Consider the following 26,874-nt stretch of genomic DNA (forward strand, 5'->3'; position numbering starts at 1 on the left):
CGCTAGCGCCCCTCGCCTGCGTCGCGCCGCTGCGCAAACCATTCGGCGGCGAAATCCAGGAGACCTTTGCGCAGGCCCAGCGCGAAGAACAGGATGACGACGCCAAGCACGATGCCGTGATACTCGGTGAAACGTGTGACGGTATCGTTGAGCAGAAGCAGCAGCACGGTGCCGACCATCGGCCCGAGGAAGGTCGACACACCGCCGAGCATGTTGATGAAAATGCCCTCGCCCGAGATCGTCCAATAGGCGAATTCCGGATAGGCGCCGGACACGAACAGCGCCATCACCATGCCGCCCATCGACGCGAACAAAGCCGCCAGCACGAACACGGTGAGCTTGGCGCGCCAGACGTCGATGCCAAGGAAGCTCGCGCGCGCGGCGTTGTCGCGGATCATGCGCAACGTGTAGCCGAACGGTGATTGCGCGATCTGGCGCATCGCGAGCAGGCCAAGGATCAGCAGCGCGCAGCTCGCGACATAGAGATGGACGTGGTTGGCAAGGTCAATGCCGAGGAACGGCGGCCGCGGAATGCCGCCGCGCAGACCCTGGTCGCCGCCGGTGAAGGAGGCCCAGGACAATATGGTCGAGTGGATCAGCATCTGGAATGCGAGCGTCACGAAGGCGAAGTAAATCTCCTTCAGCCGCACGCAGATGGCGCCGATGATCGCGGAGACTATTGCGGTGATCGCCAGCGTCGCGACGAAGGCGACGGGAATCGGCACGCCGAGCTTCTGCATGATGAGGCCAAAACTGTAGGCGCCAAGCCCGAAGAACATGCCGTGGCCGAACGAAGTCAGGCCGGTATAGCCGACCAGCAGATTGAGCGACGTCGCAAACAGGCCGTAGGCCGAGCAGCGGATGACGAAATCGAGCAGCGCCTTGCTGCCGGTGAAGAGCGGCAGGCTCGCCAGCACGGCAAGGGCGATCAGCGCGATCAGGACGTCACGGTAGCGCCGCAGTACGGCACCGCTGCGCACCGGCGCCAGCGTTTCGGCGCGACCGGCCTCGAGCTCGGTCATGCCGCCTCCCTGCCGAACAGGCCGGTAGGTTTGGAGACCAGCACGATCACCATGAAAAGATACATCAGGCCTTCCGTAAACAGGGGAAAGCCGAGCGAGCCGAACGAGCGGATCAGCCCGAGCAGCAGCGCGCCGATCAGCGCGCCCAGGATCGAGCCCATGCCGCCGATCACGGTGACGATGAAGGACTCGATCAGCACGGAAAATCCCATGCCCGGCGTCAGCGACCGCACAGGAGCCGCCAGCGCGCCGGCAAGACCCGCCAGCATGCCGCCGAGCGCGAACACGCCGCCATAGATCAGGCCGGTGTTGATGCCGAGCGCCGAGACCATGCCGGGATTGTGCGCGGCCGCGCGGATCACCTTGCCGATGCGGCTGCGCGACAATCCGATGCCGAGCACGACGGCCGCAAGAAGCGCGACACCGATCAGCAACAGATAATAAGGCGGCACCACGCCACCGGCGATGAATAGCGGCATCACCTGGAACGCGGACGGCATGCCCATCGATTTGAACTCCGGTCCCCAGATGATGCGCACGACATCGTCGAAGATCAGCACGAAGGCATAGCAGACGAGCAGCTGCATCAGCACGTCGGCGCCGTAGACGCGGCTCATGAAGACGCGCTCGAAGATCAGGCCGAGGATCGCGGTGCCGGCCGCGCCCGCCAGCATGGCGAGCGCAAAACTGCCGGTGAGCTGATAGGCCGTCATCGCGAAGTAGGCGCCGAACATGTAGAAGGCGCCGTGGCTGAAATTGACGACCTTGAGCACACCGAAGATCAGGGTCAGCCCGACCGCGACGAGAAACAGAAGCATGCCGATGATGAGGCCGCTGGTGGTTTGCGTCACCAAGCAGGCGGAGCTGGCGAGGCAGCCGGCGAGCGCGTCGAGATCCACGAGAGCACTTTCATTGCGGCGCGCCTGACACGGCGCGGAAAACGAAAACGGCGGAGAGGGTCATCCCTCTCCGCCGCGGCGTCAGGTGTAGCCCTTGCTCTTCTTCCATTCGGCCTCCAACTCGAAGATGGTCTTCCAGTCGCCGGCCTTGACCTCCGGGACATAAGGCTCCTGCGGGATGGTGGTGCCCCAGCCGATGGCGTAGCCGACCAGGGTGTGGTCGTCGCCGCGCATTGTCACAGTGCCGTCGGCGCCGAACGGGCACCTGATGGTGAGGCCCTTCAGCACCTCCGCGATCTTCTTGCCGTCGGCGGAGTTCGCCTTTTTCGCGGCTTCACTGAGGAACATCACCGCGGTGGCGTTCTGCCACGACCAGTTGGTCGGATATTCGTTGTACTTGGCCTTGTAGGCATCCCCCCAGGCTGCGTTCTCCGGCGTGGCCGGGAACGTCTTGATGTAGCGATTACCGGAATGGATGCCCTTCGGCAGGTTCTTCACCACCGTGAGCGCTGTGTAGTCGGCCATGTTGACTGCGAACACCTCCATCTGGCTGAACATCGCGTAGATGTTGGCTTGGTCGATGTAGGAGGTGAGATCGCCGCCCCAGAGGCAGGAATACAGCGCCTGCGGCTTGGCCTGGAGGATCTTCGTCACCACTTCGGTGTAGTCGGGCTGGAACAGCTTTGGCCAGGACTCGCTGACGATTTCGACGTCGGGCGCAAAGCGCTTCAGATACAGCGTGAACTCTCCGGTGGTATCGCGGCCGTAGGCGTAGTCGGGCGAACACGTCGCCCACTTCTTCAGGCGCTTGGCTTTCGCGATCGAAGCGGCATAGCTGCCGCCGACGATGGAATCGTGGATGCCCTGGCGCACGCAGCGGAACGCATTCGGGATGTGCTGCTTGGGATCGGCCGTCAGCGAAGATGCTTCCGAGCAGGTGTGGACGCAGAGCACGCCGAGATCGCGCGCGACTTCATGCACCGCGAACGATCCGGAGGACGCCTCGCCGTCGAGCAGCAGTTCGCAGCCGTCGGTGTTGACGAGTTCGCGCGCGACGCGGGCGGCTTCCTGCGGCTGGCCCTTGGAGTCGCGGATCACCATCTCGATGTGCCGGCCGGCGAGGCCGCCGGCGGCGTTGACCTTCTCGACCTCGAGCATCACCGCATTGCGCGAGGACGTGCCGAGCTGCGCGACACGGCCCGACAGGATCGTCGGCATGCCGATCTTGATGGTCTTGGCTTGCGCACGCGCCACCCAGGGCGCGGCAAACGTGATCGCGCCGGCGCCCATCAGCGCCAGCGTGGAACGGCGGCTGATGCCCGGCGTGCGGGTTCTCGTCATTTTCCCTCCCTCTTTCGGGTCGGCGTGTCCTGATCCCTGCCGGAGATCGTCTCGTCTCCGTGATCCCAAGGATTTCAGAGGGTGGGGGGTGACGTCAAGCCAAAGATGAATTACGAGTCAGAATTCATCAAGGGAGGAAGTGAGGTCGGTAACCGGCCCAAAACCCGGCAAATGATCAACCTTTCGAGCTTCATCGCCTTCCATGCCCGGCGCACGCCGGACCGGCCCGCGCTGAAATACCGCGGTGAGGAGATCGCTTACGCGATGTTCGACGCGCGCATCCGGCAGGTCGCCGGCTGGCTCGCCGCGCAGGGCATCGGTGCCGGCGATGTCGTCGCCGTGCTGATGAAGAACAGCGCGGCATTCCTGGAGCTCGTCTTCGCCACCAGCCATCTCGGCGCGGTGTTCCTGCCGATCAATTTTCGCCTGTCCCGCAACGAGGTCGACTACATCGCCAGCAATGCCGGCGCGCGCCTTCTGATCGTCGACGAGGAATTGGCTGCGAATGCAGCGGGCGCGAACATCGTCGTGCTGAACGAGACCGCGCAGCAGAGCGTCACCCATCTCGCAGGCAACACGACCGCTGCGCCGATGCATGTGCGCCAGCCCTCCGACCTGATGCGGCTGATGTACACATCTGGCACGACAGACCGCCCCAAGGGCGTGATGCTCACTTACGATAATTTCTACTGGAAGTCGGCCGACCAGACGATTGCGCTGGCCTTAAGCGCCGATACGCGTCTTCTCGTCATCGGTCCGCTCTATCACGTCGGCGCGCTCGACCTGCCAGGCATCGCAGTGCTCTGGCATGGCGGATTCATTCGCATCGAGCGCAATTTCGAACCGGAGGCGGCGCTTGCTTCTATCGCAGAAGACAAGCTCAACGCTGCCTGGTTCGCGCCCGTCATGACCACCGCGATGCTCACCTGCCCCACCCGCGACCGCTACGACGTCTCCAGCCTGCAATGGGCAATCGGCGGCGGCGAGAAGACGCCGGAGGCACGCATCCGCGCCTTCGCCGAATATTTCCGCAATGCGCGCTACATCGACGCCTATGGACTCACCGAGACCGTCGGCGGCGACACCTTCATGGAGAAAGGTCGCGAGATCGAGAAGATCGGCTCGACCGGTCGCGCCATTGCCCATGTCGAGATCGAAATCCGCGACGAGAACGGCAACAAGCTGCCGCCGAACGTCAATGGCGAGATCTGCCTGCGGGGTCCGAAGATCACGCGCGGCTATTGGAGAGATCCGGAGAAGACGGCGTCCGCCTTCTTCGGCGGCTGGTTCCGCAGCGGCGACGTCGGCTATCTCGACGACGAGGGCTTCCTCTACCTGACCGACCGCAAGAAGGACATGATCATCTCCGGTGGCGAGAACATCGCCTCCTCCGAGGTCGAGCGCATCATCTACGATTTGCCCGAAGTGCGCGAAGTCGCGGTGATCGGCCTGCGCGATGCGCGCTGGGGCGAGCGGCCGGTCGCGGTTGTCGTACTGACTGAGGGCGCGAGCCTCGACCTCGCTGCCCTCACCGAGCATTGCCGCGCGCGGCTGGCGAGTTTCAAGGTGCCGAAACAGCTGGTCATCCGCGGCAGCCTGCCGCGCAATCCGTCAGGCAAGATCCTCAAGCGCGTGCTGCGCGCCGAGTTGGAGACCTCCGAATGACGCAAGCGACTGCAAAGGTTACCAAGCTGAACCGAATCGAGCGCAACGCCTGGACCAAGCAGAAGATCTTTGAGGCTGCCACGAAAGTCGTCGGCAAGCATGGCTATGCCGAGGCCTCGGTCGCGCGCATCACCGAAGAAGCCGGTGTCGCGCAGGGTACCTTCTACAACCATTTCGATAACCGCCAGGAACTGCTCGACCAGCTCCTACCAAAAATCGGCCTCGACATGGTCGAGTTCATCCGCGTCCGCACCGGCAATGCGCACGCGGCGCGGCAGGAGATCGAGCGCTTTGCCGCCTTCTTCGACTTCATCCGCGAGGTGCCTGAATTCTTGCGCATCCTCAACGAGGCCGAGTTCTTCGCGCCCATCGGTTACCAGAAGCACCTCGACAACATCTCGACCGCTTATGTGCGCATTTTGCGCCGCGCACGGCTTGCCGGCGCGATCGAAGATTACACCGACGAGGAGTTCGAGGCCATCGTTCACATGCTGATGGGCGCGCGCGGCTATCTCAGCCGCCGCTACTCCTATTCGGGAGGCGGCGTCACCGCTGTGCCCGATCACGTCTTCTCCGCCTATCGCAAGCTGATGACGCGCGGCCTCTTCAGGGCCAGCGGAGATCAGGACACGCCATGAACATCGAATCTCCGCACAAGCCGCTCGACCTCGCCTCCGCAATCGCCGAGGGCGATATCCGCTGCCTTCTGATGGTGCTGGTGCACATGACCGGCGACGAAAAGTGGCTCGAACCACCCTATCTGCCCAAACGCGACATCCGCCTCATTCCCGATCCCGAGGCCGGCGTGCCCCGGGAGATCCAGGACGAGATCCGCACCGCCGTGGTCAGGCTCTTCTCAGATGGCACGCCAAAACCCGTGATCACCGATCCGGGCGAGGAGCTGCTGCTGAGGATGATGCGCGCTTGCCTCGGCGAGAATGTCGCGCCGGAATATGCACCTTTGATGCGCGAGGAGATGGGTTTTGTGCCGCGCGAGGCGTGCTGGACGAAGCGCCCCTCCGACGAAAAGCTTGCCGACCAGCATGTGCTGATCGTCGGCGCCGGCGTCTGCGCCATCGCGCTCGGCGTGGCACTCGGCCATCTCGGCATCCCCTACACCATCGTCGAGAAGAATGCCGAGCTCGGCGGCAGCTGGTGGATCAACCGCTATCCCGGCTGCGGCGTCGACACGCCGAACCACTCCTATTCCTACTCTTTCGGCTCGCGCAACGCATGGACGCGCTATTTCTGCCAGCGTGAGGAGCTACTCGGCTATCTGCAGAAGGTCGCGGACGAATACGGCATTCGCAAGCATCTGCGCGTCAACACCGAGCTGACCTCATCACGCTGGGATGAAGAAAGGCAACGCTGGATTTCGACGCTCAAGACCGAGAACGGCGCGGAGACTTTCGAATCCACCGCGCTGGTCTCGGCCATCGGCCAGCTCAACGATCCCTCGCGCGCCCGCTTCAAAGGCGAAGAAGAGTTCAAGGGCACGATCCTGCACTCGGCACTATGGTCCGACGACATCAACATCGACGGCAAGCATGTCGCCGTGATCGGCACCGGCGCGACCTCGATGCAGCTGGTGCCGTCGATCGCCACCCGTGTGGCCTCAGTCACCGTCTACCAGCGCAGCGCGCAATGGGCGCGGCCGGTGAAGGGCTATGCCGATCCGATCAGTGACGGCGCGCGCTGGCTGCTGGCGCACCTGCCGTTCTATGTGCAGTGGTACCGCTTCAACATGTTTTGGCGCTATGGCGATGGCCTCCTGCCCTTCCTGCGCAAGGACCCGGCCTGGCCGCATCCCGAACGCGCCGTCAACAAGGGCAATGACCGGCACCGCCAGGAGCTGACCGACTTCATCCTGTCCGAGCTGAAAGATCGACCCGACCTGATCGAAAAATGCGTGCCGACCTATCCGCCTTACGGCAAGCGCATTCTGCTCGACAACAACTGGTTCAAGACTTTGACGCGGGACAATGTCGAACTCGTCACCGACGCAATCGACCATTTCGACCGGGACGGCATCGTCACCGCCGACGGCACACACCGCCACGCCGACATCATCGTGGTCGCGACCGGCTTCAAGGTCACGGAGATGGCGGCGCGCCTCAACATCAGCGGCCGCGACGGCAAAGATTTGCGCGATGCCTGGGCCAACGACAATCCGACGGCATTTCTCGGCCTCACCGTGCCGGGCTTCCCGAATTTCTTCTGCATGCTCGGTCCCAATTCCGGTCCTGCCCACGGCGGCAGCGTCATCTTCCAGTCGGAGTGCCAGAGCCGCTACATCTCCGCCTGCCTCGCCGACATGATCGAGCGAGATATCGCGGCCATCGAGGTTCGCCAGGACGTGCTCGATGACTATCTCCGCAAGGTCGATGCCGAGCACGAGGCCATGATCTGGACCCATCCCGGCATGAGCACCTATTACCGGAATGCAAGCGGCCGCGTATTCTCCGCGATGCCGTGGCGGTTCGTAGACTACTGGCGCATGACCCACGATCCGGATCTGAGGCAATACAAGCTGACGAAAGCGTGACTCTTCTGCCGAGGCAGATTAGGCGTCAGCGCAACCACTTCCCACGTCGTCATTGCGAGCGTAGCGAAGCAATCCAGAATCGCTCCTCGGAGACACTCTGGCTTGCTTCGCTGCGCTCGCAATCAGAAAACCACTCAGGCCGCCAGCCCAGACTCCACCGGAGCGAATTCCAGCCCCAGACTCTCCGCCACCGCTTTGTTCGTAATCCGGCCGCGATGCACGTTGAGGCCGTTGCGCAAGTGCGGATTTTCCAACACCGCGGCAAAGCCCTTGTTCGCGAGCATCAGGCCGAACGGCAGCGTCGCATTGTTCAGCGCCTGGCTTGATGTCACCGGCACCGCGCCCGGCATGTTGGCGACGCAATAATGCACCACGCCATCGACCTCATAGGTCGGCTCCACGTGCGTAGTCGGATGCGATGTCTCGAAACAGCCGCCCTGGTCGATCGCGACGTCGACCAGCACCGCGCCCGGCCGCATCGATGTCAGCATCGCGCGCGTGACGAGCTTCGGCGCGCTGGCACCCGGCACGAGCACCGCGCCGATCACGACGTCGGCAGCGAACACCTCCTCCTCGACCGACTCGATCGTCGAGAAGCGGGTGCGCACGCGTCCGGTAAAGAGATCGTCGAGTTGGCGCAGACGAGGAATCGAGCGATCGATCACCGTGACTTCCGCACCGAGCCCTGCGGCCATCCGTGCCGCCTGCGTTCCCACCACGCCGCCGCCGAGCACGACCACCCGCGCCGGCTGCACGCCGGGAACACCGCCGAGCAGCAGCCCGCGGCCGCCAGCCGACCGCCTGAGCGCGGCGCCGGCGGCCTCGATGGCGAGGCGGCCGGCGACTTCGCTCATCGGCGCGAGCAGCGGGAGGTGACCGCTCGCGTCCGTGACGGTCTCATAGGCGATCGCGGTGCAGCCCGAGGCAAGCAGGCCCTTGGCCTGCTCCGGGTCGGGTGCAAGATGGAGATAGGTAAACAGGACCTGGCCTTCGCGGAGCTGGGCCCATTCGCTTTTCTGCGGCTCCTTCACCTTCACGATCATGTCGGACTTGGCGAAGACGTCACGGGCGCTTTCGGCGATCGTGGCGCCTGCCCGCCGATACACGTCGTCGGAGGCGCCGATGCCGCTGCCGGCGCCGGTCTCGACCGTCACCCGGTGGCCGGCCGCGACATATTCACGAACCGCGCCCGGAGTGAGCCCGACGCGATATTCCTGCACCTTGATCTCCTTGGGCACACCGACCCGCATCTTCAGCTCCTTCCCAACGCCTTGATTCCGTTCATCATCGTAGCGATGGCGGCGGTTTGGTTTCGTGCAAATATCCGCTACGTTCATGCCTAGCGCGCCGGTTTCCGGCGCGGGAATGCCCTTTCACGCTGGAAACGAAACCTTGGCCCTCGACCGGAAAGACCTCGCCATCCTCGCCGAACTCACGACCAATGCGCGGGCCAGCCACACCGAGCTTGCCAACAAGGTCGGACTATCGAGCACTGCGCTGGCGCGGCGGCAGAAGGCCCTGGAGGACGAGGGTTACATCCAGGCCTACCAAGCGGCGCTCGATCTTGCGCAGTTCGGCCTCACGACAACGGTGCTGGTCCGGATCGCGCTGGAGAGCCAGAGCGACGATGCGCTCAAGGCATTCGAGGCGGAGGTGGTGAAGTGCCCCTCCGTCGTGCGCTGCTTCCTGATGTCGGGCACCGACGACTACATCCTGATCGTTCTCGCCCGCGACATCCAGGATTTCGAGCGCATCCACCGTACCGAGCTGTCGCGCCTGCCGCGCGTCGCCCGGGTGCAATCGAGCTTCGCGCTGCGCGAGATCGTCAATCGCGCCGTACCGACTGTGGTGTTCGGCGAGGCGAAGCGCTGATCTCGTCCGGGCGACGGGCTAACCGACCGGGAACCAAGCACCCCGTCATCCGTTGGGCGCTATTGGCCAGCGGCGGCAACGCATCCTCGAGTCGGCATCCAAACTTGCTCAGCTCGGCCTCTCCGCAGGGAACAGAACATGGCCGATATCACGGATCAGATCCCCGAACGCATTCCGATCAACCTTATCGTCAATGGCGTCAGGCGCACACTCGAGGTCGTGCCGTGGACCACGCTTCTGGATGCCCTGCGTGACCGTCTGGAATTGACCGGCACCAAAAAAGGCTGCGATCACGGCCAATGCGGCGCCTGCACCGTGTTAATCGACGGAAGACGGGTCAATTCGTGCCTGACGCTCGCCGTCATGAAGGATGGCGCCGAAATCACGACGATCGAAGGCCTTGCCAAGGACGGCGCCCTGCATCCCCTGCAACAAGCCTTCATCGATCACGACGCATTCCAATGTGGCTATTGCACGCCGGGACAGATTTGCTCGGCGGCCGGCCTCCTGGCCGAAGGCCACGCCAGGGGCGCCGACGAGATCCGGGAATTGATGAGCGGAAATCTCTGCCGCTGCGGCGCCTACCCTAACATCGTGGCTGCGATCGAGCAGGCAATGAGCCGATCATGAACAACTTCCAGTATTCCCGCGCAAGCGATGTCGCCGACGCCATTCGCCTGCTGGCCGCCGATCCGAACGCGAAGCTGATTGCCGGCGGCACCAATCTTATCGACCTGATGAAGGAGAATGTCGAACGGCCCTCCCGGTTGATCGACATTTCCCGCCTGCCGCTCCGCGACATCGAGGAGACCGACGATGGCGGCCTGCGCATCGGCGCCTTGGTGCCAAATTCGGATCTCGCCTACCATCCGCTGATCGAGCAGCGCTATCCCCTGCTCGCCAGCGCCATCTTGGCCGGTGCCTCCGCGCAACTGCGCAACATGGCCTCGGTCGGCGGCAATCTGATGCAGCGAACGCGCTGCGCCTACTTCTATGACACGACGACGCCTTGCAACAAGCGAAGCCCGGGCACCGGCTGCTCGGCACTCGATGGCCTCAACCGCAACCACGCAATCCTCGGCACCAGCTCGTCCTGCATCGCGACCAATCCATCCGACATGAGCGTGGCGCTGGCCGCGCTCGGCGCGCTCGTGCACATCGCAGGCTCGACCGGTGAGCGCACCCTCGCCCTGACCGATTTCCATCGGCTTCCGGACGACAAGCCTCATGCCGATACAAATCTCGGCAGCGGCGAGATCATCACCGCAATCGAGCTGCCGCCGCGCGGCTTTGCCAGGAACTACAGCTATCTGAAGATCCGCGACCGGCTGTCCTACGCCTTTGCCCTGGTCTCGGTCGCGGCCGCGCTCGAACTGGAGGGCAACGCAATCATCGAAGCGCGCCTGGCGCTCGGCGGCGTGGCCCACAAGCCTTGGCGAAGCCTCGAGGCCGAGGCGGCGTTGCGCGGCCAAGCGGCAACGCCGGATCATTTTGGGCGCGCCGCCGATCTGCTGCTGCAGGGAGCAACCGCTCGTTCGCATAATGGATTCAAGATCGAGCTCGCGCGCCGAGCCGTCGTTCGCACACTGATGCAGGCGACAAGCGCCACGCCGCAATCACAAGCTCACAAGAAGATCGCATGAGGGCCCGATGAACGCCTATGTCGGAACACCAACGTCGCGCGTCGACGGACGGGCCAAGGTCACTGGCGCCGCCAAATATGCCGGCGAGTTCGCAGCAGACCGTCTCCTCCATGGCTTTGTCGTCGAGGCCACCATTCCGCGGGGACGCATCGTTCGCCTCGACAGCAGCGACGCACTGAAGGTGAAGGGTGTGGTCGACGTGCTCACCCACACGCATCGCCCGCCCCTCGCCGACAAGGACGAAGCCTGGAAGGACGAGGTGGCGCCGGAGAAGGGCTCGCCGTTCCGCCCACTCTATGACGACAGGATCAGGTTCAACGGCCAGCCGATCGCGCTGGTCGTGGCGGAGGACTGGGAAACCGCCAAATTCGCCGCAACTCGCATTCGCGTTGAATACGAGCAGGAGGCGTTTGCGACCGATCTCGAATCCGAACGCGGCACGGCTGCCAAAGTGGATCAGCCACACAAGCCGCGCGGCGACGCCGCAGCAGCGCTGACGCGGGCGGCCGTCCGTCACGAAGCGGACTATGTCATTCCGAGCGAGCATCACAACCCGATGGAGCTCTACGCGACAACGGCCGTCTGGGAGGGCAACGGCGGGCTTACAGTCTATGACAAGACCCAAGGCGTCCAGAACGTCCAGAAGTTTCTCTGCGGTGTCTTCAGAAAGAAGCCGGAAGACATCCGCGTGATCTCGCCCTATGTCGGCGGAGCGTTCGGCTCGGGCCTGCGGCCGCAGCACCAGGTGGTCCTGGCAACACTTGGTGCGCTCGCGCTGAAACGATCGGTCCGTGTCGTCCTGACACGACAGCAGATGTACAGCCTGGGCTACCGACCGATGACCATCGAGCACGTTGCGCTCGGCGCAAAGCCCGACGGCACACTCGATGCCGTTACCCACGAAGCCATCGCCGTCACCTCGCGGTTTGAGGATTTCTCGCGCAACGATACCGGCTGGGGGGAGCAGCTCTACAAGAGCCCCAACAGCCACCTCTCCCACAAGCTGGTCCACCTCGACGTCGCCAGCCCCTGCGACATGCGCGCGCCGGGCGCGGCAACGGGCGTCTGCGCGCTCGAATGCGCCATGGACGAATTGGCCGTCGCGCTCAAGCTCGACCCCATCGAGCTGCGGCTGAAGTGCTACTCGGATCGCGACCAGAGCGGGGACCTCCCCTACACCAGCAAGGAGCTGCGCGCATGCTACGCCAGGGGCGCAGAAGCCTTCGGCTGGGCCCGGCGTAATCCCGCGCCGCGCTCTATGCGCGACGGCAAGGACCTGGTCGGCTGGGGCATGGCGACAGGCGTCTGGGAGGCGCTGCAGATGCCGGTCGCCGTTCGCATCGTTCTGACGTCGAACGGCCACGCGGAGGTCTCCTGCGCCGCATCCGACATCGGCACCGGCACCTACACCATTGTGGCGCAGGTGGCGGCCGATGCTCTCGGGCTGCCGATCGAGAACGTCAGCGTCAGGCTCGCCGATTCGACCTTGCCGCAAGCCCCCGTCGAGGGCGGCTCGTGGATGGCGGCGTCCAGTGCGCACGCCGTGTTGGGAGCGGCCGAAGACATTCGCCAGGAGCTCGCCCGGCTCGCCAAGGCGATGCCCGGCTCGCCGCTCGCCGACGTCGATGCCGCCACCGTCACCTTGGTCGACGGCATGATCGCCAGCAACGGCAGGAACGGCCCCGCCCTTTCGATTGCGGATGTCATGCGCCACAGCAAGCTCGAGCGGATCGAAAAGGAGAAGCTCAACCAGTTCGCGGAGGACAAGTCGCATGCCCGCAATACGCATTCCGCCGTCTTCGCCGAGGTAAAGGTCGACGAGGAGCTCGGCGTCATCCGCGTCACGCGGGTCGTGAGCGCGGTCGCGGCCGGGCGCATCCTGAACACCAAGACCGGCCGCAGTCAGATCATGGGCGGCGTGGTCTGGGGAATCGGGATGGCGCTGCATGAGGAGACGGTGATGGATCACCGCTTCGGCCGTATCATGAACGCGAACATCGCCGAGTACCACATTCCGGTGAATGCCGACATTCACGATATCGACGTCATTTTCGTCGACGAGCCCGACGACCGAATCAACAAGCTGGGTGTCAAGGGTCTCGGCGAAATCGGCATCGTCGGCGTGCCTGCGGCGATTGCGAACGCCGTCTATCATGCCACCGGCAAGCGCATTCGGCGCTTCCCGATCACGCTGGACAAGCTACTGGAGTGAGCGCCTCGCCGCACCTGTGTTCGACGCCGACGAAACCTGCTTCAACACGTTGTCGCTCGGCGCAGGAGCGACGGCGCCCCGCCTGTCACGGCTCTTCCCGGGCTTCACGACGGAAGATCGGCCGGTCTGACCTGGATGCGGTCGGCATGCAGCGACCAATGGTGCAAGGCTTGATCCTTGCAAAACCTCGCCTTGGCCCGCTCTCTGGCTTCGTCCTCGTCGGAGGCGTCGATCTCGAGCGTGCCCTGGCACACCTCGATCTGCCGGCCATACTGGCCAAGCACGTCCTTCATGAACCTGACGACATAAGTTGACATGGGACCTCCTGCCTGCCCCGGCGGCACTCTAATCCCATTTGCGCGGGATGCGGGAGAGAGATTTTGACGCGGATGAAGGCCGGGACGCGGTTTCTTCGCTCCGTCATTTCCGGGGCGGCTCGAAAGGCCGACCCCGGAAATGACGGGAAGAAAGGGTAGCTGTCCTATCCCGGCGTCACGCCGAACGCCTGCTTGAAGCGCTCGGCATAATGCGGCCAGACCTCCGGATTGATGATGCGCGGCGGACGTTTCCCGTCGAGCGTCTCCAGCACCTGCTCGGCAGCGATGCGGCCCATGTTCTGGCGCGCCTCGATCGTCACGCCCGCCGTATGAGGGCTCGCCAGCACGTTGTCGAGCTGGAGCAGCGGATGCTCCGGCGGCGGCGGTTCCTTGGACCAGACGTCGAGGCCAGCGCCGGCGATGCGCTTGTCGCGCAACGCCTGGAGCAGCGCGTCCTCGTCGTGGATGAAGCCGCGCGCAGTGGTGATGAAATAGGCATGCGGCTGCATCAGCGCGAATTCGCGCACGCTGATCATGTTGCGGCTGCCCTTGTTGAGCGGACAGGAGATCGAGACGAAATCGGCGCGGCGCAGGAGCTCGTCGAGCTCGACCTTCTCCCCGCCCCGCTCAGCCATCACCTCGGCCGACAAATACGGGTCATAGGCCAGCACCTTCATGCCGAGCAGGCCCTTGCACAGCGCGGCAATCCGGCGGCCGACATTGCCGAGCCCGATGATGCCGACAGTCTTGCCCTCGACCTCGTTGCCGACGAGCTCGTTGCGGTTGACGTCGCGCTCGCGGCGCAGCCGGCGGTCCGACTGGATGATGCGCTTGGAGAGCGTCAACATCATCGCCAGCGCATGCTCGGCAACCGAATGGGCGTTGCCGCCGGACTGGTTGACGACCACGACGCCGGCGGCCGTGCAGGCCTCGACGTCGACTGGATCGAAGCCGGCGCCGTTGCTGGAGACGAGCAGCAAATTCGGCGCGCGCTTCAGGAAAGCCGCATCGACATGGAAATGCGGGGCGAGCTCGTCGCGGGCAGCGCCAACCTGGTAGACATGGGCAGCGCCGAGGAGCGGCGCATAGACGTGTTCGGGGCTCCCGTTCTCGATGCGATCGAGCCGGACGTCAGGCCGCGCCTTCAGGATGTCGATATAGATCGGATTGGCCAAGTAATTGGAGTAGACGACACGCTTGCTGTTGACCGACATCAGGACCCTTCCGGCTCTCCAGGGATCAGCAAGGCCAGCGCAGCGCGCGCCCCTCCGTGCTTCCTCCCACTCTTTCGTTGCCCACATATGACATGGCGCTGCCAGCCACGGCAGGCCTTCTGGCGCAGATCACGGTGCCGGCTCGAACAGTTGACAATCCGGCCCGCTGCGTCAAGTTCAGCAGGGCGCCGCGACGGCCGAAGACCAATAAGCATACGACGCGGCTCAAGGGAGAACGCAATGGCGATTGCGGAGCAGCAGACCTCGCCGCAGGCGACGCAGGCGGCCGGTGAAAGAAGCTGGCACGGCATCATCCTGCACACCCTGAAGCGGAACGAGATCAGCCTCGTCCCTTACGTGCCGGATCGCGTGCTGACGCCGCTGATCAGGAACCTGCACGCCGATCCTTTCTTCACCACCTTTGCCACCGCCCGCGAGGAGGAAGCGGTCGGCATTGTCTCGGGCGCCTGGATGGGCGGCCGCCGCGGCGCGGTGTTGATGCAGACTTCGGGTTTTGCGACGCTCGCCAACGTGCTGGCCTCGCTCGCAGTGCCTTACCAGATCCCGCTGATCATGTTCGTGTCCGAGCGCGGCACGCTCGGCGAGTTCAATTACGGCCAGTCGCTGGTCTGCCGCACCATGCGCCCCGTGCTGGATTCGCTGGCGCTGGAGCATCACACCATCACCCGGCTCGATGAACTCGAATTCATCACCGACCGCTCGATCAAGCAGGCCGTCACCACGCAGGCGCCGGTGGCGCTGATCCTCAACCCGCTGCTCACCGGCGGCAAGGTGTTTGACAAGTGAGGCCGGCCAAATGAGCTCAGATCTGAATGCGCGCAACACCAAGGTGATGAACCGTTTCGACGTGACCTCGCGCCTGATCGCGAACCTCAAGCACGAAGAAGCCGTGATCGGCGGCATCGGCAACACCAATTTCGATCTCTGGGCCGCCGGCCACCGCCCGCAGAACTTCTACATGCTGGGCAGCATGGGCCTCGCCTTCCCCATCGCGCTCGGGGTGGCGCTGGCGCAGCCCGACCGCCGCGTCTTCGCGCTTGAAGGCGACGGCTCGCTGCTGATGCAACTCGGCGCGCTCTCGACGATTGCGGCCCTGAAGCCAAAGAACCTTACGATGATCGTGATGGACAATGGCATCTACCAGATTACCGGCGCACAACCGACACCGGCCGCGCACGTCGCCGACATCGTCGCCATCGCCATCGGCTCCGGCCTCGCCAACAGCGCCTGGGCCGCGGACGAGGAGGATTTCCAGCGGCTGGTCGAGGACGCGATGACCGCTGCCGAGCCGAGCTTGATCGCCGTCCGGATCGACGACAAGCCTGGCGTCGGCACCACTCGCCGCGATCCCGTACAGATCCGGGAACGATTCATGCATGGCCTTGGCGTGCGCGAACCACTTTAAACATTTCGTCATTAACTACACGTCGATCTGATAGCGGGACTATACGGCCGGTTGCAAATCTGTGCTAAGCGAGCCGCATGTCCATTTTGGTTCGTTCCTTTGCCTGGCTGCTGGCAGCCGCCGTCACATTCGCAACTCTCGGTCCACCGGGCCTGCGGCCCCATTCCGACTTCGGCCAGGACGGCGAACATGCGCTCGCCTTTGTCCTGGTGGGACTGGCCTTTGGTCTCGCCTATCGGCAGCGGCGCCTGCTGACCGCAACGGCCGCAATCGTGCTGATCGGCGTGCTCGAATTGATGCAATTTTGGGCACCCGGCCGCCATGCGCGGCTGGAGGATTTTCTGGTGGACGCGCTCACGGCCTGCCTCGGCTTTGCGCTCGCGGCCGCGGCCGATTGGGCCATGACCCGGCTTCGCACCAATTCGGTCCTGACGAGCGAAGGCCCCGCGGAGTGACGCTCCGCAGGGCCCGGTTTGTCAGCGGCTAGGTTGCGCAGATCAGTCGATGATCTTGACGACCCGGCGCGTGCGCGGCTCGACGATCACGCGGCGATCGTTCACGACCGCATAGCGATACTCCGTGTAGTTCGGCACCGGACGCAGCACCACGGTCGGCGGCAACGGCTCGCCAACCACGACGCGCTCGCGGATCACCACTGACTCATCGCGCGGAAGTCCGCCTAGAATCGCATTCGGAATTTCCAAACCGGCGCCGACGGCCGCACCGACGGTGCCGCCGACCATCGCGCCGACCGGGCCGCCGATGTCGCCGCCCGCGCGCGCGCCGTCCGCCGCGCCCTGGGCGGTCGTCGACTGAGCAAAGGCTGCACTCGACGCCAGCAGCGAGGCGGCAGCCAACGAAATCGCAAGACGGGTTTTCATGTCCTTAGTCTCCAGTGATTGTCATGCGCCTTCAACCGCGGGGCCGGAGCATTGTTCCGGTTCCGCGGCGGCGAAAGACGCTTCAAGGCTGGAAACCTGTTACCTCGTAACACTTACGCTGCGGCGATTTCGTGCCCCGCCATCAGTTCCAGTGCACGTACCATCGCGGAATGATCCCAGCCCTTGCCGCCATGAGCGGTGCAGGATGAGAACAATTGCTGCGCCACAGCCGTGCTCGGCAGCGAGAGGCCGAGCGTACGCGCGCCTTCGAGCGCGAGGTTGAGATCCTTCTGGTGCAGCTCGATGCGGAAGCCCGGATCGAAATTGCGCTTCACCATGCGCTCGCCATGGACTTCGAGAATCCGCGAGGATGCAAAGCCGCCCATCAGCGCCTGCCGCACCAGCGCAGGGTCGGCGCCGGCCTTCGACGCAAACAACAGCGCCTCGCTCACCGCCTCGATCGTCAGCGCCACGATGATCTGGTTGGCGACTTTCGTCGTTTGCCCGTCGCCATTGGCCCCGACCCTGGTGACGTTCTTGCCCATCTTGTCGAACACCGGCTTCATGCTGTTGAAGGCGCGCTCGGGCCCGCCGACCATGATGGTGAGGCTCGCCGCCTTGGCGCCGACCTCGCCTCCGGACACTGGCGCGTCGAGATAATCGGCGCCGAGTGCCTCGATCTTCTTGGCAAACTCCTTCGTCGCGAGCGGCGAGATCGAGCTCATGTCGACCACGATCTTGCCCTTGGAGATGCCGCTCGCCACACCGTCCTTGCCGAACAACACGGCTTCCACATGCGGCGTATCCGGCACCATGATGATGACCGCGCCCGCCTCCTCCGCGACCTCCTTGCTGGACTTGCAGGGGACGCCGCCGGCGGCGATCAGATCGGGCGCGACCGGTGCGACGTCATGCAGGAGAACCCGATAGCCGGCCGCCAGGAGATGGCCGGCCATTGGCCGTCCCATGGTGCCAAGTCCGATGAAGCCGATATTGGTCATGTCTCTAACTTTCTCTCAGTTGCATAAGCGGAATTCATCCGCGTGCTCGGCGCAACCTCTCCCGCTTGCGGGAGAGGTCGGCGCGGAGGGCCGGGTGAAGGGCTTTATCCCCTTGAAGATTTTCTCGGTGCACCTCAACAGTCCCAACGCGGAAACACCCTCTCCCCAACCCTCTCCCGCAAGCGGGAGAGGGAGCGCACTGTCATCGCTGCCGCATCTGGTCCCCGACGCTCACGTCTCAAACGTCTGCGCCGCGTGCCATGAGAGTCCTTCCAGCGTCGTGGTGCGCGGCTTGTATTCGCAGCCGATCCAGCCGCGATAGCCGATCGCGTCGAGGTGGCGGAACAGGAAGGGATAGTTGATCTCGCCGGTGCCGGGCTCATGGCGCCCGGGATTGTCGGCAAGCTGGATGTGCGCAATCTGGGGAAGGTATTCCTGCATGGTGCGGGCGAGATCGCCCTCCATGATCTGCATGTGATAGATGTCGTACTGGATGAACAGGTTGTTCGATCGTACCTCTGAGATCAGCTGCACCGCCTGCTCGGTCCCGTTGAGATGGAAGCCGGGAATGTCGAGCGTGTTGATCGGCTCGATCAGCAGCTTGATGTTCTCCCGCGCCAGCGTCGAGGCGGCAAAGCGCAGATTGCCCACCAGCGTCTCGTTGAGCTCGCGCCGGTCGGCATCGGCAGGCGCGATGCCGACGAGGCAGTTGAGCTGCTCGCAATCGAGCGCCTTGGCGTAGTCGATGGCCCGGAATACGCCGTCGCGAAATTCGGCGGTGCGATCGGGCAGGATCGCGATGCCGCGCTCACCCGCTGCCCAGTTGCCGGCCGGCAGGTTGTGCAGCACCTGCGTCAGGCCGTGGGCCTCGAGCTGCTCGCGCAGCTGCGCCTTATCGAAATCGTAGGGAAAGAGATATTCAACCCCGGAAAATCCCGCCGCCTTCGCAGCGGCGAAGCGGTCGAGGAACGGCATCTCGTTGAAGAGCATGGTGAGGTTGGCGGCGAATTTCGGCATGATGCTGTCCTCCCTATTCGGCCGGCTGAAGCACGCCGGGCCGCGCCGCGTCGACCTCGTCAAGTGGCAGGTCCAGCACCTCCTCGAACTCGACGATGTTGTCGATCTCCGTGCCCATGGCGATGTTCGTGACGCGTTCGAGGATGAACTCCACCACGACGGGCACGCGGTGCTTGGCCATCAATTCGCGCGCCGTCGCGAACGCCGCTTGCGTGTCCTTCGGGTCGGTGACGCGGATCGCCTTGCAGCCGAGACCTTCGGCGACGGCGACATGGTCGACGCCGTAGACGCCGATCTCGGGCGCGTTGATGTTCTCGAAGGAGAGCTGAACGTGATAGTCCATGTCGAAGCCGCGCTGGGCCTGCCGGATCAGGCCGAGATAGGAATTGTTCACGACGACGTGGATGTAGGGCAGATTGAACTGCGCCCCGACCGCGAGCTCCTCGATCAAGAACTGGAAGTCGTAGTCGCCTGACAGCGCGACGATCTCTCGCTCCGGACACGCTGCGCGCACGCCGAGTGCGGCGGGCAGCGTCCAGCCGAGCGGCCCGGCCTGCCCTGCATTGATCCAGTTGCGCGGCTTGTAGACGCCGAGGAATTGCGCGCCGGCGATCTGCGACAGGCCGATCACGGTGACATAAGTGGTATCGCGGCCGAACGCCTTGTTCATCTCTTCATAGACGCGTTGCGGCTTGATCGGCACGTTGTCGAAATGGCTCTTGCGCTGCATCGTCCTCTTGCGATCGCGGCAGGATGCGGGCCACGCCTGGCGCTCGCGGAGCCTGCCTGAACGGCGCCACTCCCTGGCGACGGTGACGAACAATTCGAGGGCGGCCTTCGCGTCTGAGACGATGCCGAGATCGGGATTGAACACGCGCCCGATCTGGGTCGGCTCGATGTCCACGTGAACGAATTTACGACCCTTGGTGTAGGTCTCGACCGAGCCGGTGTGACGATTGGCCCAGCGGTTGCCGATGCCGAGCACGAAATCCGACTCCAGCAGCGTCGCGTTGCCATAGCGGTGGCTGGTTTGAAGCCCGACCATCCCGGCCATCAGCACGTGATCGTCGGGGATCGCGCCCCAGCCCATGAGCGTCGGCACGACAGGCACGTTCGCGATTTCGGCGAATTCGACCAGCAGATCCGAGGCATCGGCGTTGATGATGCCGCCGCCGGCGACGATCAACGGCCGCTCGGCGGCATTGAGCATCTCCAGCGCCTTCTCGACCTGCTTGCGCGACGCAGCCGGCTTGTAGACCGGCAGCGGCTCGTAGGTCTCGTCGTCGAACTCGATCTCGGCAAGCTGCACGTCGAGGGGCATGTCGATCAGCACCGGACCCGGCCTTCCCGAGCGCATCACGTGAAACGCCTGGCTGAACACGCGCGGCACCAGCGCCGGCTCGCGCACCGTCACCGCCCATTTGGTCACGGGCTTTGCGATCGACTCGATATCGACGGCCTGAAAGTCCTCCTTGTAGAGCCGCGCCCGGGGCGCCTGTCCGGTGATGCAGAGGATCGGAATGGAATCGGCGATCGCTGAATACAGCCCGGTGATCATGTCGGTGCCGGCCGGTCCCGAAGTGCCGATGCAGACGCCGATATTGCCCGCCTTGGCCCGCGTGTACCCTTCCGCCATGTGCGAAGCGCCCTCGACATGGCGCGCAAGGATGTGGCGGATCGAGCCGCGCTTCTTCAACGCCGAGTAAAGCGGATTGATCGCTGCCCCGGGAACCCCGAAGGCGGTGGAGATGCCTTCCTTCTCCAGAATTCGGACGGCAGCATCGACGGCTCGCATCTTCGCCATATCGGACCTCGCTTGGTTGCGTCAGCGAGCGAGATCATCCGGCGTGCAAGATGCGATCTCAACGAGATCGATTTTATTTTCCACGATGCGGCAGCCGCGGAAAAATAGCGGCAGGCTCAATCGGTTAGATCGAGATGCACGTGAAAGGAGATCACTCGAACAGCGGCGCCAGCTCCATCTGCGGCACGAGAACGATACCCTTGTCGGTGATACGAATTTCCGGAATGACCGATAGCGGAATCAAATTGAAGCCCATGTAGGGGATGGTGCAGCCGGCCTCCGCCCATTCTTTCTTGAGCTCCTTGACCTCTTCGGCCACCTCGGTGACGCGCTTGTCAGAGAGCAAGCCTGCGATCGGCAGCGGAACCAATGCCCTCACCTTGCCATCAGCCACCACACAGACGCCGCCCTGACGCTCCCTGATCGCCGATATCGCCACCTGCATGTCGCCCTCGTTGGTCCCAGCGACGATGATGTTGTGGCTGTCGTGGCCGACGCTGGAGGCCACCGCACCGCGCTTCAGGCCAAAATCCTTCAACAGGCCGTACGCGACGTTGCCGGCGGACTTGCCGTGGCGCTCGACCACCGTGACGAAGCACAGGCCGTAGCGCGCAAACAGCTCCGGCCAGTCATTGGCGGGCTCGACCCTGACCTTCTCGTGAATCAGCGTAATGCCCGGCAGCGCAGTCTTGATGGCATTGACGGTGCAAGCCTTTGCCGGCAGTTCCGGCGTCAGCTTGACCTTCTTGGGCAACTTCACGGTGGCATAAGCGGCCTTCGGATATTGATAGCGCTGTGACAGCGCCTGATCGAGCCTGGAGGTGATCTTGCCGTGCTCGACCACGAGCTCGCCGCCATACCAGGTGCATTGCGGCTTGAGATTGTCATCCATCAGCACGAGATCGGCGCGGCGGCCGCCGCCGAGCCCACCGATATCGCCCTCCATGCCGAAGCGGGTGGCGCCATGCAGCGAGCCCATCGACCAGGCCTGCTCCGGCGACATCCCCGCCTTCACGGTTTCCCGTACCACCCAGTCGAGACCGAACAGCAGCAGATCGTCGGCATCCCGGTCGTCGGTGCACACGGCCGTGCGCTTGTGCGACGCCCCGAGCCCGGTGATGGTGCGGATCGCCTGCGGCAGCGAGTGCCAGGGCGTCGTTGGCGGACCACCGCGCAGGAACACCCAGACGCCGGCGTCGAGCAGGTCGTCGGCGATGTCGCGGTCGATCGCCTCGTGCGTGTCGGTGACGCCGCTCGCCGCATAGGCCGCGACGAATTCGCGGCCATAGACATGGCCGGACACCGGGCGCCCGCGCTTCAATGCAGCGGCAAGGATCGCATGGCTGCGCTCGTCGCCCATCGTCACCGGGACAAAATCCATCTTCTCGCCGAGCGCCACCGCTTCGGGCCAGCGGTCGAACAGGCCGGCGATCTTGTCCGGTGTGAGGTCGCCGCCCGCGGTTTCCAGCTCCGCGGACGTTGCCGGCACGGTGCTCGGCACCGTCAGGAAGATCGAGAGCGGCGCCTCGCGCGCATCCTCGAGCATCGCCTCGATGCCGGCGACGTCCATGACGTTGCCGATCTCGTGGCTGTCGCAGAAGATCGTGGTGGTGCCGTTGAGCAGCGCGGCCTCCGCGTAGGCGCAGGCCGTCACCATCGAGGATTCGATATGGATGTGCGGATCGACGAGGCCTGGCGCGATGATGCCGCCGGCCGCGTCGTAGCTCGTGACGTCGCTCCACGCCTTCCTGGCTGTTCCGGCCGGCTTCACCGCCGCGATGCGGCCGCCGGTGATCCAGACCTCGCGGCTCGCGTGGATGCGCTCCGAATAGGTCGAGAGCACCCGCGCGCCGGTGATGACCAGATCCGGCGCGGCGCGTGCGGATGCGACGTCGGCGAGGCACCGCGTCATGCTGTGCAGCGGCGCGACGGCAAAACGAGTGAGCTTGGTCATCGGGGCTCTCGCGTGGGAATGGACAGCCCAATGATGGTTGCCCCCGATGGCGGCAGGGGCAACTCAAATAATGCGGCATCCATGCTTACGCATTGGGCAGACGCGCCCCGCCTTCTAAGCTCCGCTAGTCCTCGTTCGCCTTGAAACGCCCGAGTCCCTTCAGCACGAAGGGCGCCAGCAGCGCGATCAGCGCGATGCCGAGCAGTGTCGCCGAGATCGGGCTCTGCAGCAGCGTCATGGGATCGCCGAGGCTGATCGCGAGCGCCCTGCGCAATTGGCTCTCGGCGATCGGGCCGAGGATCAGGCCGACGACCACGGGCGCGATCGGAAAATCGAACCGGCGCATCAGGAAGCCGAGCACGCCGAAGCCGGCCAGCATCGACAACTCGACCACCGACGGCTTTGCGGCGATGGTGCCCATGGTTGCGAACACGAGGATGCCGGCATAGAGCCAGGGCTGCGGGATCGCGAGCAGCCGCACCCACAGGCCGACCAGCGGCAGATTGAGCACCAGCAGCATCGCATTGGCGATGAAAAGACTGGCGATGAGGCCCCACACCAGGTCGGGCCGTTCGGCGAACAGCAACGGTCCCGGGTTGAGGCCGTATTGCTGGAAACCTGCGAGCATCATCGCGGCCGTCGCCGAGGTCGGCAGCCCGAGCGTGAGCAGCGGCACCAGCGTGCCGGCGGCGGAGGCGTTGTTGGCGGCTTCCGGTCCCGCGACGCCTTCGATCGCACCCTTGCCGAACTCTTCCGGATGTTTCGTCAGCCGCTTCTCGGTCGAATAGGACAGGAAGGTCGGAATCTCCGCACCGCCCGCAGGCAACGCGCCGATCGGGAAGCCGAACATGGTGCCACGCAGCCACGGCTTCCACGACCGCTTCCAGTCCTCTGTCGTCATCCACAACGAGCCACGCACCGGCTCGAGCTTCTCCTCGGTGTGGTGGCGGCGCGATGCGACGTAGAGCGCCTCGCCCACCGCGAACAGACCGACCGCAAGCGTCGTCACCTCGACGCCGTCGAGCAGCTCGGGGATGCCGAACGCAAGCCGCGCCTGTCCGGTCAGCTTGTCGATGCCGATAAGACCGAGCGTCAGGCCGATGAACAGGCTGGTCAGGCCGCGGATCGGGGAATCGCCGAAGGTCGCCGACACCGTGACAAAGGCGACGCACATCAGCGCGAAATAATCCTCCGGGCCAAAGCGCACGGCGAAATCGACCAGCCACGGCGCGAGGAACGCCAGACCGATCGTGGCGATGGTGCCGGCGACGAAGGAGCCGATTGCGGAGGTCGCAAGCGCCGGCCCGCCGCGGCCGGCCTTGGCCATCTTGTTGCCTTCGAGGGCGGTCGCCATCGAGGCGCTCTCGCCGGGCGTGTTGATGAGGATCGCGGTGGTCGAGCCACCATACATGCCGCCGTAATAAATGCCGGCGAACATGATCAGCGAGCCGCCGGGATCGAGCTTGTAGGTGACCGGCAAGAGCAGTGCGACCGTGAGCGCCGGGCCGATACCGGGCAGCACGCCAACGGCCGTGCCGAGGAACACGCCAATCAGCGCATAGAGCAGATTCATGGGCTGGATGGCGACCGCCATGCCATGAGCCAGCGCGGCAAAAGTGTCGATCACAGCAGTCGCTCCAGAGGGCCAGCCGGAAGGCTCAGCGTCAGCAGCCGATCAAATGCGAGATAGATGAGCGTCGACATCACGAGGGCGATAATGGAATCGGCAAGGATGGCACGGCGTCCGAACGCGGCTGACGTCGTGACGAACAGTGCCGACGTCGCCAGGATGAATCCGCCACCGAAGCCAATGATGGCGATCAGCAGCGCAAGGCCGACGAGGATCAGAACCACGGGGACAGGATCGGCACTTTCGCGCGCCGGCAGATTGCCACGTAGCGCGTCGATGAAATTGCCGATCGCCAGCAGCGCAAGCCCGGAGGCTACCACGACGGGCATCGCTTCGGGCCCCATCCCGTACATCCCGGTGGACGGCAGGCCGCGTGCGTCCCAGACCAGCACCGCGGCGAGAGCTGCGAGCAGTGCGGCGATGACCAGACCGGCACGATCGACGCGCCCCCGCGAGTGGGCCGGATCGACTGAGGTCATGACTTGACCAGGCCGACCGATTTCAGCACGTCGGTGACGCGTGTCGTCTCCTTTTTCAGGAAGTCGGCGAATGCGTCGCCACCGAGATAGGCATCCTCCCAGCCCTTCTGCTTGAGGATCTCCTTCCAGGCGTCCGATTTCACCATCTTCTCGACCGCATCGCCCAAAGTCTTGCGCTGCTCCGGCGTGATGCCGGGAGGTGCGACCACCGAACGCCAGTTGGCGATCACGAGGTCGATGCCCTGCTCCTTGAAGGTCGGTATGTCGCTGCCCGCGATGCGCTTCTCCGAGGTTACGCCGATCGCACGCAGCTTGCCGGACTTGATCTGCCCTTCATATTCACTCAGCCCCGAAATGCCCGCAGTGACCTTGCCGCCGAGAATCGCCGCCAGCGACTCGCCGCCGCCGGAGAACGGGATGTAATTGATCTTCTTCGCGTCGGCCCCGACGGCGCCGGCGAACAGCGCCGCCATCACGTGGTCGACGCCGCCGGCCGAGCCGCCGGCGAAGGTCACCTTGGCGATGTCGGCCTTCACCGCGGCGGCGAGATCCTGCGCATTCTTGATCGGCGAATTGGCGGGAACCACGATCACCTGGATTTCCTCGGTGAGGCGCGCGATCGGCGTCACCTGCTCGAGCGTGACGGGCGACTTGTTCATGGCGAGGGCGCCCACCATGACGAAGCCGTTGACCATCATCTGGTTGCCGTCGCCCTTCGCCCCGTTGACGAACTGGGCGATGCCGACGCTACCGCCGGCGCCGGGAACGTTGGTGACCTGCACGCTGCGGGCGACGCCCGAGGCCACCAGCGCCTGCTGCATCGAGCGCGCAGTCTGGTCCCAGCCGCCGCCCGGCGCCGCCGGCGCCATCAGCTTGAGCTCGAGCTGCTGGGCAAAAGCCGGATTGGCTGCCGCGAGGATCAACGCGACGGCTGCGCCGATAACGCGCGCGGGAAATTGAAACATGGGGGCATCTCCAGGCTCATGCGGACGTTTGCCGCATTGTGTCGTTTGGTCGCATATCAGCCAAAACGGCCGATGCTGTCCAGTGACATCACCCCGGGGTCCTGGTTAGCGAGGCATCGGGATGACCCCGCCGAGCGCTGCCGTCAGTTCGGCGGCGACATCTCGCACGATTTGTCCGATTTCCGGCAACCTCTGGTCGGTCAGCCGGCTGGTCATGCCGGAGACCGAAATCGCCGCGAGCGGCTCGGCGCAGTCATTGTAGACGACCGCGGCGACACAGCGCAGACCCATGCAGGCCTCTTCATCGTCGAGCGCGTAGCCCTGCTTGCGGATCTTTTCGAGCTCTTTGAATAGGTCGCTCGGCCGCACGATCGACTTTTCGGTCAGGCGGGGCATGCCGTGGTGGCGGATGACGGCGCCGACGTCCTCGTCGGAATAGGTCGCGAGCACCGCCTTGCCGACACCGGAAGTCACCATGGGGACACGGCCGCCGACCTGGGTCAGCGATCGCATGATCTCGCGGCTCTCCATGCGGGTTAGGACGATGATGAACTCGTCGTCGACCACGGCGAGATTGGCGGTCTCGCGGGTGAGATCGCGCAGCTTGCGCAAGTAAGGGATCGCCTGCGTGGAGAAATTGCGCCGCCGCGCGAAGCTCGCGCCGACTGTGAAGCTGCGCACGCCGACATGCCATTTGGATTCGGCGCGGTCGAACTGCACGAAGCGTCGGCTTTCCAGCGTCGCCAGCAGGCGGTGCACGGTGGAGGCCGACAGGCCGGTGCGGACGGCGAGATCGCTGAGGCGATAGCCTTCATCGTCCTCGGCGAGGGTCTCAAGGATCGATAGTGCGCGGTCGACGGACTGCACGCCGCCGTCGCGCACCTCGTGGTCGGCCTCTGCGGTCGACCTGGGCTCGAGCGATTTGCGCCGGATCACGTTCTTGCTCATCGCGACCTGCCGCTTATGCGTCCGTCATTCCGGGATGGT

At 64.5% G+C, this 26,874-nt stretch carries 25 protein-coding genes; 10 read left to right on the top strand and 15 right to left on the bottom strand.

Annotation, left to right across the window (positions count from 1 at the left end; genetic code table 11):
• Positions 1-2 precede the first annotated feature (2 nt).
• From IVA96_RS03615 to IVA96_RS03625, 3 genes are all read right to left on the bottom strand, one after another.
• A complete protein-coding gene (locus IVA96_RS03615; protein ID WP_247278236.1) occupies positions 3-1,022 on the bottom strand; it encodes a branched-chain amino acid ABC transporter permease in 1,020 nt (339 codons plus the stop codon).
• The gene (locus IVA96_RS03620; protein WP_247278237.1) at positions 1,019-1,921 is read right to left on the bottom strand and encodes a branched-chain amino acid ABC transporter permease; all 903 of its coding nucleotides are present in this window, start codon (positions 1,919-1,921) and stop codon (positions 1,019-1,021) included. The genes IVA96_RS03615 and IVA96_RS03620 overlap by 4 nt, the downstream gene beginning before the upstream one ends.
• A gap of 81 nt (positions 1,922-2,002) precedes the next feature.
• Entirely contained in the window at positions 2,003-3,262 is a 1,260-nt protein-coding gene (locus IVA96_RS03625) for an ABC transporter substrate-binding protein (RefSeq protein ID WP_247278238.1), read from the bottom strand.
• Positions 3,263-3,433: 171 nt separating this feature from the next.
• Here IVA96_RS03625 and IVA96_RS03630 point away from each other — a divergent pair, with 171 nt between their 5' ends.
• From IVA96_RS03630 to IVA96_RS03640, 3 genes are read left to right on the top strand one after another with little or no spacing between them, the layout of a single operon-like run.
• A complete protein-coding gene (locus IVA96_RS03630; protein WP_247415392.1) occupies positions 3,434-4,927 on the top strand; it encodes an AMP-binding protein in 1,494 nt (497 codons plus the stop codon).
• Complete coding sequence (locus tag IVA96_RS03635; protein WP_247415394.1) at positions 4,924-5,565, top strand: TetR/AcrR family transcriptional regulator; 642 nt, start codon at positions 4,924-4,926, stop codon at positions 5,563-5,565. The genes IVA96_RS03630 and IVA96_RS03635 overlap by 4 nt, the downstream gene beginning before the upstream one ends.
• Positions 5,562-7,472 carry an NAD(P)/FAD-dependent oxidoreductase gene (locus IVA96_RS03640; RefSeq protein WP_247415395.1) on the top strand — a complete coding sequence of 637 codons (1,911 nt, stop codon included), beginning with the start codon at positions 5,562-5,564 and terminating at the stop codon, positions 7,470-7,472. The genes IVA96_RS03635 and IVA96_RS03640 overlap by 4 nt, the downstream gene beginning before the upstream one ends.
• A gap of 134 nt (positions 7,473-7,606) precedes the next feature.
• On the opposite strand, the gene ald is transcribed toward IVA96_RS03640, so the two are convergent.
• The gene (gene ald / locus IVA96_RS03645; RefSeq protein WP_247278242.1) at positions 7,607-8,722 is read right to left on the bottom strand and encodes an alanine dehydrogenase; all 1,116 of its coding nucleotides are present in this window, start codon (positions 8,720-8,722) and stop codon (positions 7,607-7,609) included.
• A 142-nt stretch (positions 8,723-8,864) separates the two neighbouring features.
• On the opposite strand from ald, the gene IVA96_RS03650 reads away from it, so the two are divergent.
• The 4 genes from IVA96_RS03650 (at position 8,865) to IVA96_RS03665 (ending at position 13,199) form a co-directional block, all read left to right on the top strand.
• Positions 8,865-9,344: an Lrp/AsnC family transcriptional regulator gene (locus tag IVA96_RS03650; RefSeq protein ID WP_201759988.1), complete on the top strand. Its 480-nt coding sequence runs from the start codon at positions 8,865-8,867 to the stop codon at positions 9,342-9,344.
• Positions 9,345-9,482: 138 nt separating this feature from the next.
• Positions 9,483-9,974 (top strand): (2Fe-2S)-binding protein, encoded by a 492-nt coding sequence (locus IVA96_RS03655; protein ID WP_247415398.1) that lies wholly within the window; start codon positions 9,483-9,485, stop codon positions 9,972-9,974.
• On the top strand, positions 9,971-10,987 hold the full coding sequence (locus IVA96_RS03660) for a xanthine dehydrogenase family protein subunit M (protein ID WP_247415400.1): 1,017 nt from the start codon (positions 9,971-9,973) through the stop codon (positions 10,985-10,987). Before IVA96_RS03655 ends, IVA96_RS03660 begins: the two co-directional genes overlap by 4 nt.
• Positions 10,988-10,994: 7 nt before the next feature.
• Positions 10,995-13,199, top strand: a complete 2,205-nt coding sequence (locus tag IVA96_RS03665; RefSeq protein ID WP_247415402.1) for a xanthine dehydrogenase family protein molybdopterin-binding subunit — start codon at positions 10,995-10,997, stop codon at positions 13,197-13,199.
• Positions 13,200-13,303: 104 nt separating this feature from the next.
• On the opposite strand, the gene IVA96_RS03670 is transcribed toward IVA96_RS03665, so the two are convergent.
• Both IVA96_RS03670 and IVA96_RS03675 read right to left on the bottom strand, forming a co-directional pair.
• Entirely contained in the window at positions 13,304-13,516 is a 213-nt protein-coding gene (locus tag IVA96_RS03670; protein ID WP_247415403.1) for a hypothetical protein, read from the bottom strand.
• A gap of 164 nt (positions 13,517-13,680) precedes the next feature.
• On the bottom strand, positions 13,681-14,730 hold the full coding sequence (locus tag IVA96_RS03675) for a hydroxyacid dehydrogenase (protein ID WP_247415405.1): 1,050 nt from the start codon (positions 14,728-14,730) through the stop codon (positions 13,681-13,683).
• A 240-nt stretch (positions 14,731-14,970) separates the two neighbouring features.
• Between IVA96_RS03675 and IVA96_RS03680 the strand changes: the two genes are divergently transcribed.
• The 3 genes from IVA96_RS03680 to IVA96_RS03690 all read left to right on the top strand — a co-directional run bounded on the left by IVA96_RS03680 (position 14,971) and on the right by IVA96_RS03690 (position 16,611).
• On the top strand, positions 14,971-15,537 hold the full coding sequence (locus tag IVA96_RS03680; RefSeq protein ID WP_247278248.1) for a thiamine pyrophosphate-binding protein: 567 nt from the start codon (positions 14,971-14,973) through the stop codon (positions 15,535-15,537).
• Between the two features lie 10 nt (positions 15,538-15,547).
• Positions 15,548-16,156, top strand: a complete 609-nt coding sequence (locus IVA96_RS03685; protein ID WP_247415407.1) for a thiamine pyrophosphate-dependent enzyme — start codon at positions 15,548-15,550, stop codon at positions 16,154-16,156.
• 77 nt (positions 16,157-16,233) lie between these two features.
• Positions 16,234-16,611, top strand: coding sequence for a VanZ family protein (locus tag IVA96_RS03690; RefSeq protein WP_247278250.1), 378 nt, complete (start codon positions 16,234-16,236; stop codon positions 16,609-16,611).
• A gap of 42 nt (positions 16,612-16,653) precedes the next feature.
• On the opposite strand, the gene IVA96_RS03695 is transcribed toward IVA96_RS03690, so the two are convergent.
• The 9 genes from IVA96_RS03695 to IVA96_RS03735 all read right to left on the bottom strand — a co-directional run bounded on the left by IVA96_RS03695 (position 16,654) and on the right by IVA96_RS03735 (position 26,835).
• Positions 16,654-17,037 carry a DUF1236 domain-containing protein gene (locus IVA96_RS03695; protein ID WP_247278251.1) on the bottom strand — a complete coding sequence of 128 codons (384 nt, stop codon included), beginning with the start codon at positions 17,035-17,037 and terminating at the stop codon, positions 16,654-16,656.
• A gap of 113 nt (positions 17,038-17,150) precedes the next feature.
• Positions 17,151-18,038 (bottom strand): 2-hydroxy-3-oxopropionate reductase, encoded by an 888-nt coding sequence (locus IVA96_RS03700; protein ID WP_247415410.1) that lies wholly within the window; start codon positions 18,036-18,038, stop codon positions 17,151-17,153.
• Positions 18,039-18,269: 231 nt separating this feature from the next.
• The gene (hyi, locus tag IVA96_RS03705; protein ID WP_247278253.1) at positions 18,270-19,055 is read right to left on the bottom strand and encodes a hydroxypyruvate isomerase; all 786 of its coding nucleotides are present in this window, start codon (positions 19,053-19,055) and stop codon (positions 18,270-18,272) included.
• Positions 19,056-19,068: 13 nt separating this feature from the next.
• Positions 19,069-20,859, bottom strand: coding sequence for a glyoxylate carboligase (gene gcl / locus IVA96_RS03710; protein WP_247278254.1), 1,791 nt, complete (start codon positions 20,857-20,859; stop codon positions 19,069-19,071).
• A gap of 151 nt (positions 20,860-21,010) precedes the next feature.
• The gene (locus tag IVA96_RS03715; RefSeq protein WP_247415412.1) at positions 21,011-22,813 is read right to left on the bottom strand and encodes an adenine deaminase C-terminal domain-containing protein; all 1,803 of its coding nucleotides are present in this window, start codon (positions 22,811-22,813) and stop codon (positions 21,011-21,013) included.
• 124 nt (positions 22,814-22,937) lie between these two features.
• Positions 22,938-24,407: a tripartite tricarboxylate transporter permease gene (locus IVA96_RS03720; RefSeq protein WP_247415470.1), complete on the bottom strand. Its 1,470-nt coding sequence runs from the start codon at positions 24,405-24,407 to the stop codon at positions 22,938-22,940.
• 29 nt (positions 24,408-24,436) lie between these two features.
• Complete coding sequence (locus IVA96_RS03725; protein WP_247415414.1) at positions 24,437-24,922, bottom strand: tripartite tricarboxylate transporter TctB family protein; 486 nt, start codon at positions 24,920-24,922, stop codon at positions 24,437-24,439.
• The gene (locus IVA96_RS03730; RefSeq protein WP_247415416.1) at positions 24,919-25,887 is read right to left on the bottom strand and encodes a tripartite tricarboxylate transporter substrate binding protein; all 969 of its coding nucleotides are present in this window, start codon (positions 25,885-25,887) and stop codon (positions 24,919-24,921) included. The genes IVA96_RS03725 and IVA96_RS03730 overlap by 4 nt, the downstream gene beginning before the upstream one ends.
• A gap of 105 nt (positions 25,888-25,992) precedes the next feature.
• Positions 25,993-26,835, bottom strand: a complete 843-nt coding sequence (locus tag IVA96_RS03735) for an IclR family transcriptional regulator (protein WP_247278258.1) — start codon at positions 26,833-26,835, stop codon at positions 25,993-25,995.
• Between the last annotated feature and the right edge of the window lie 39 nt (positions 26,836-26,874).

It is taken from the genome of Bradyrhizobium sp. 159 (assembly GCF_023073795.1).
In the GTDB taxonomy this organism is placed as follows: domain Bacteria; phylum Pseudomonadota; class Alphaproteobacteria; order Rhizobiales; family Xanthobacteraceae; genus Bradyrhizobium.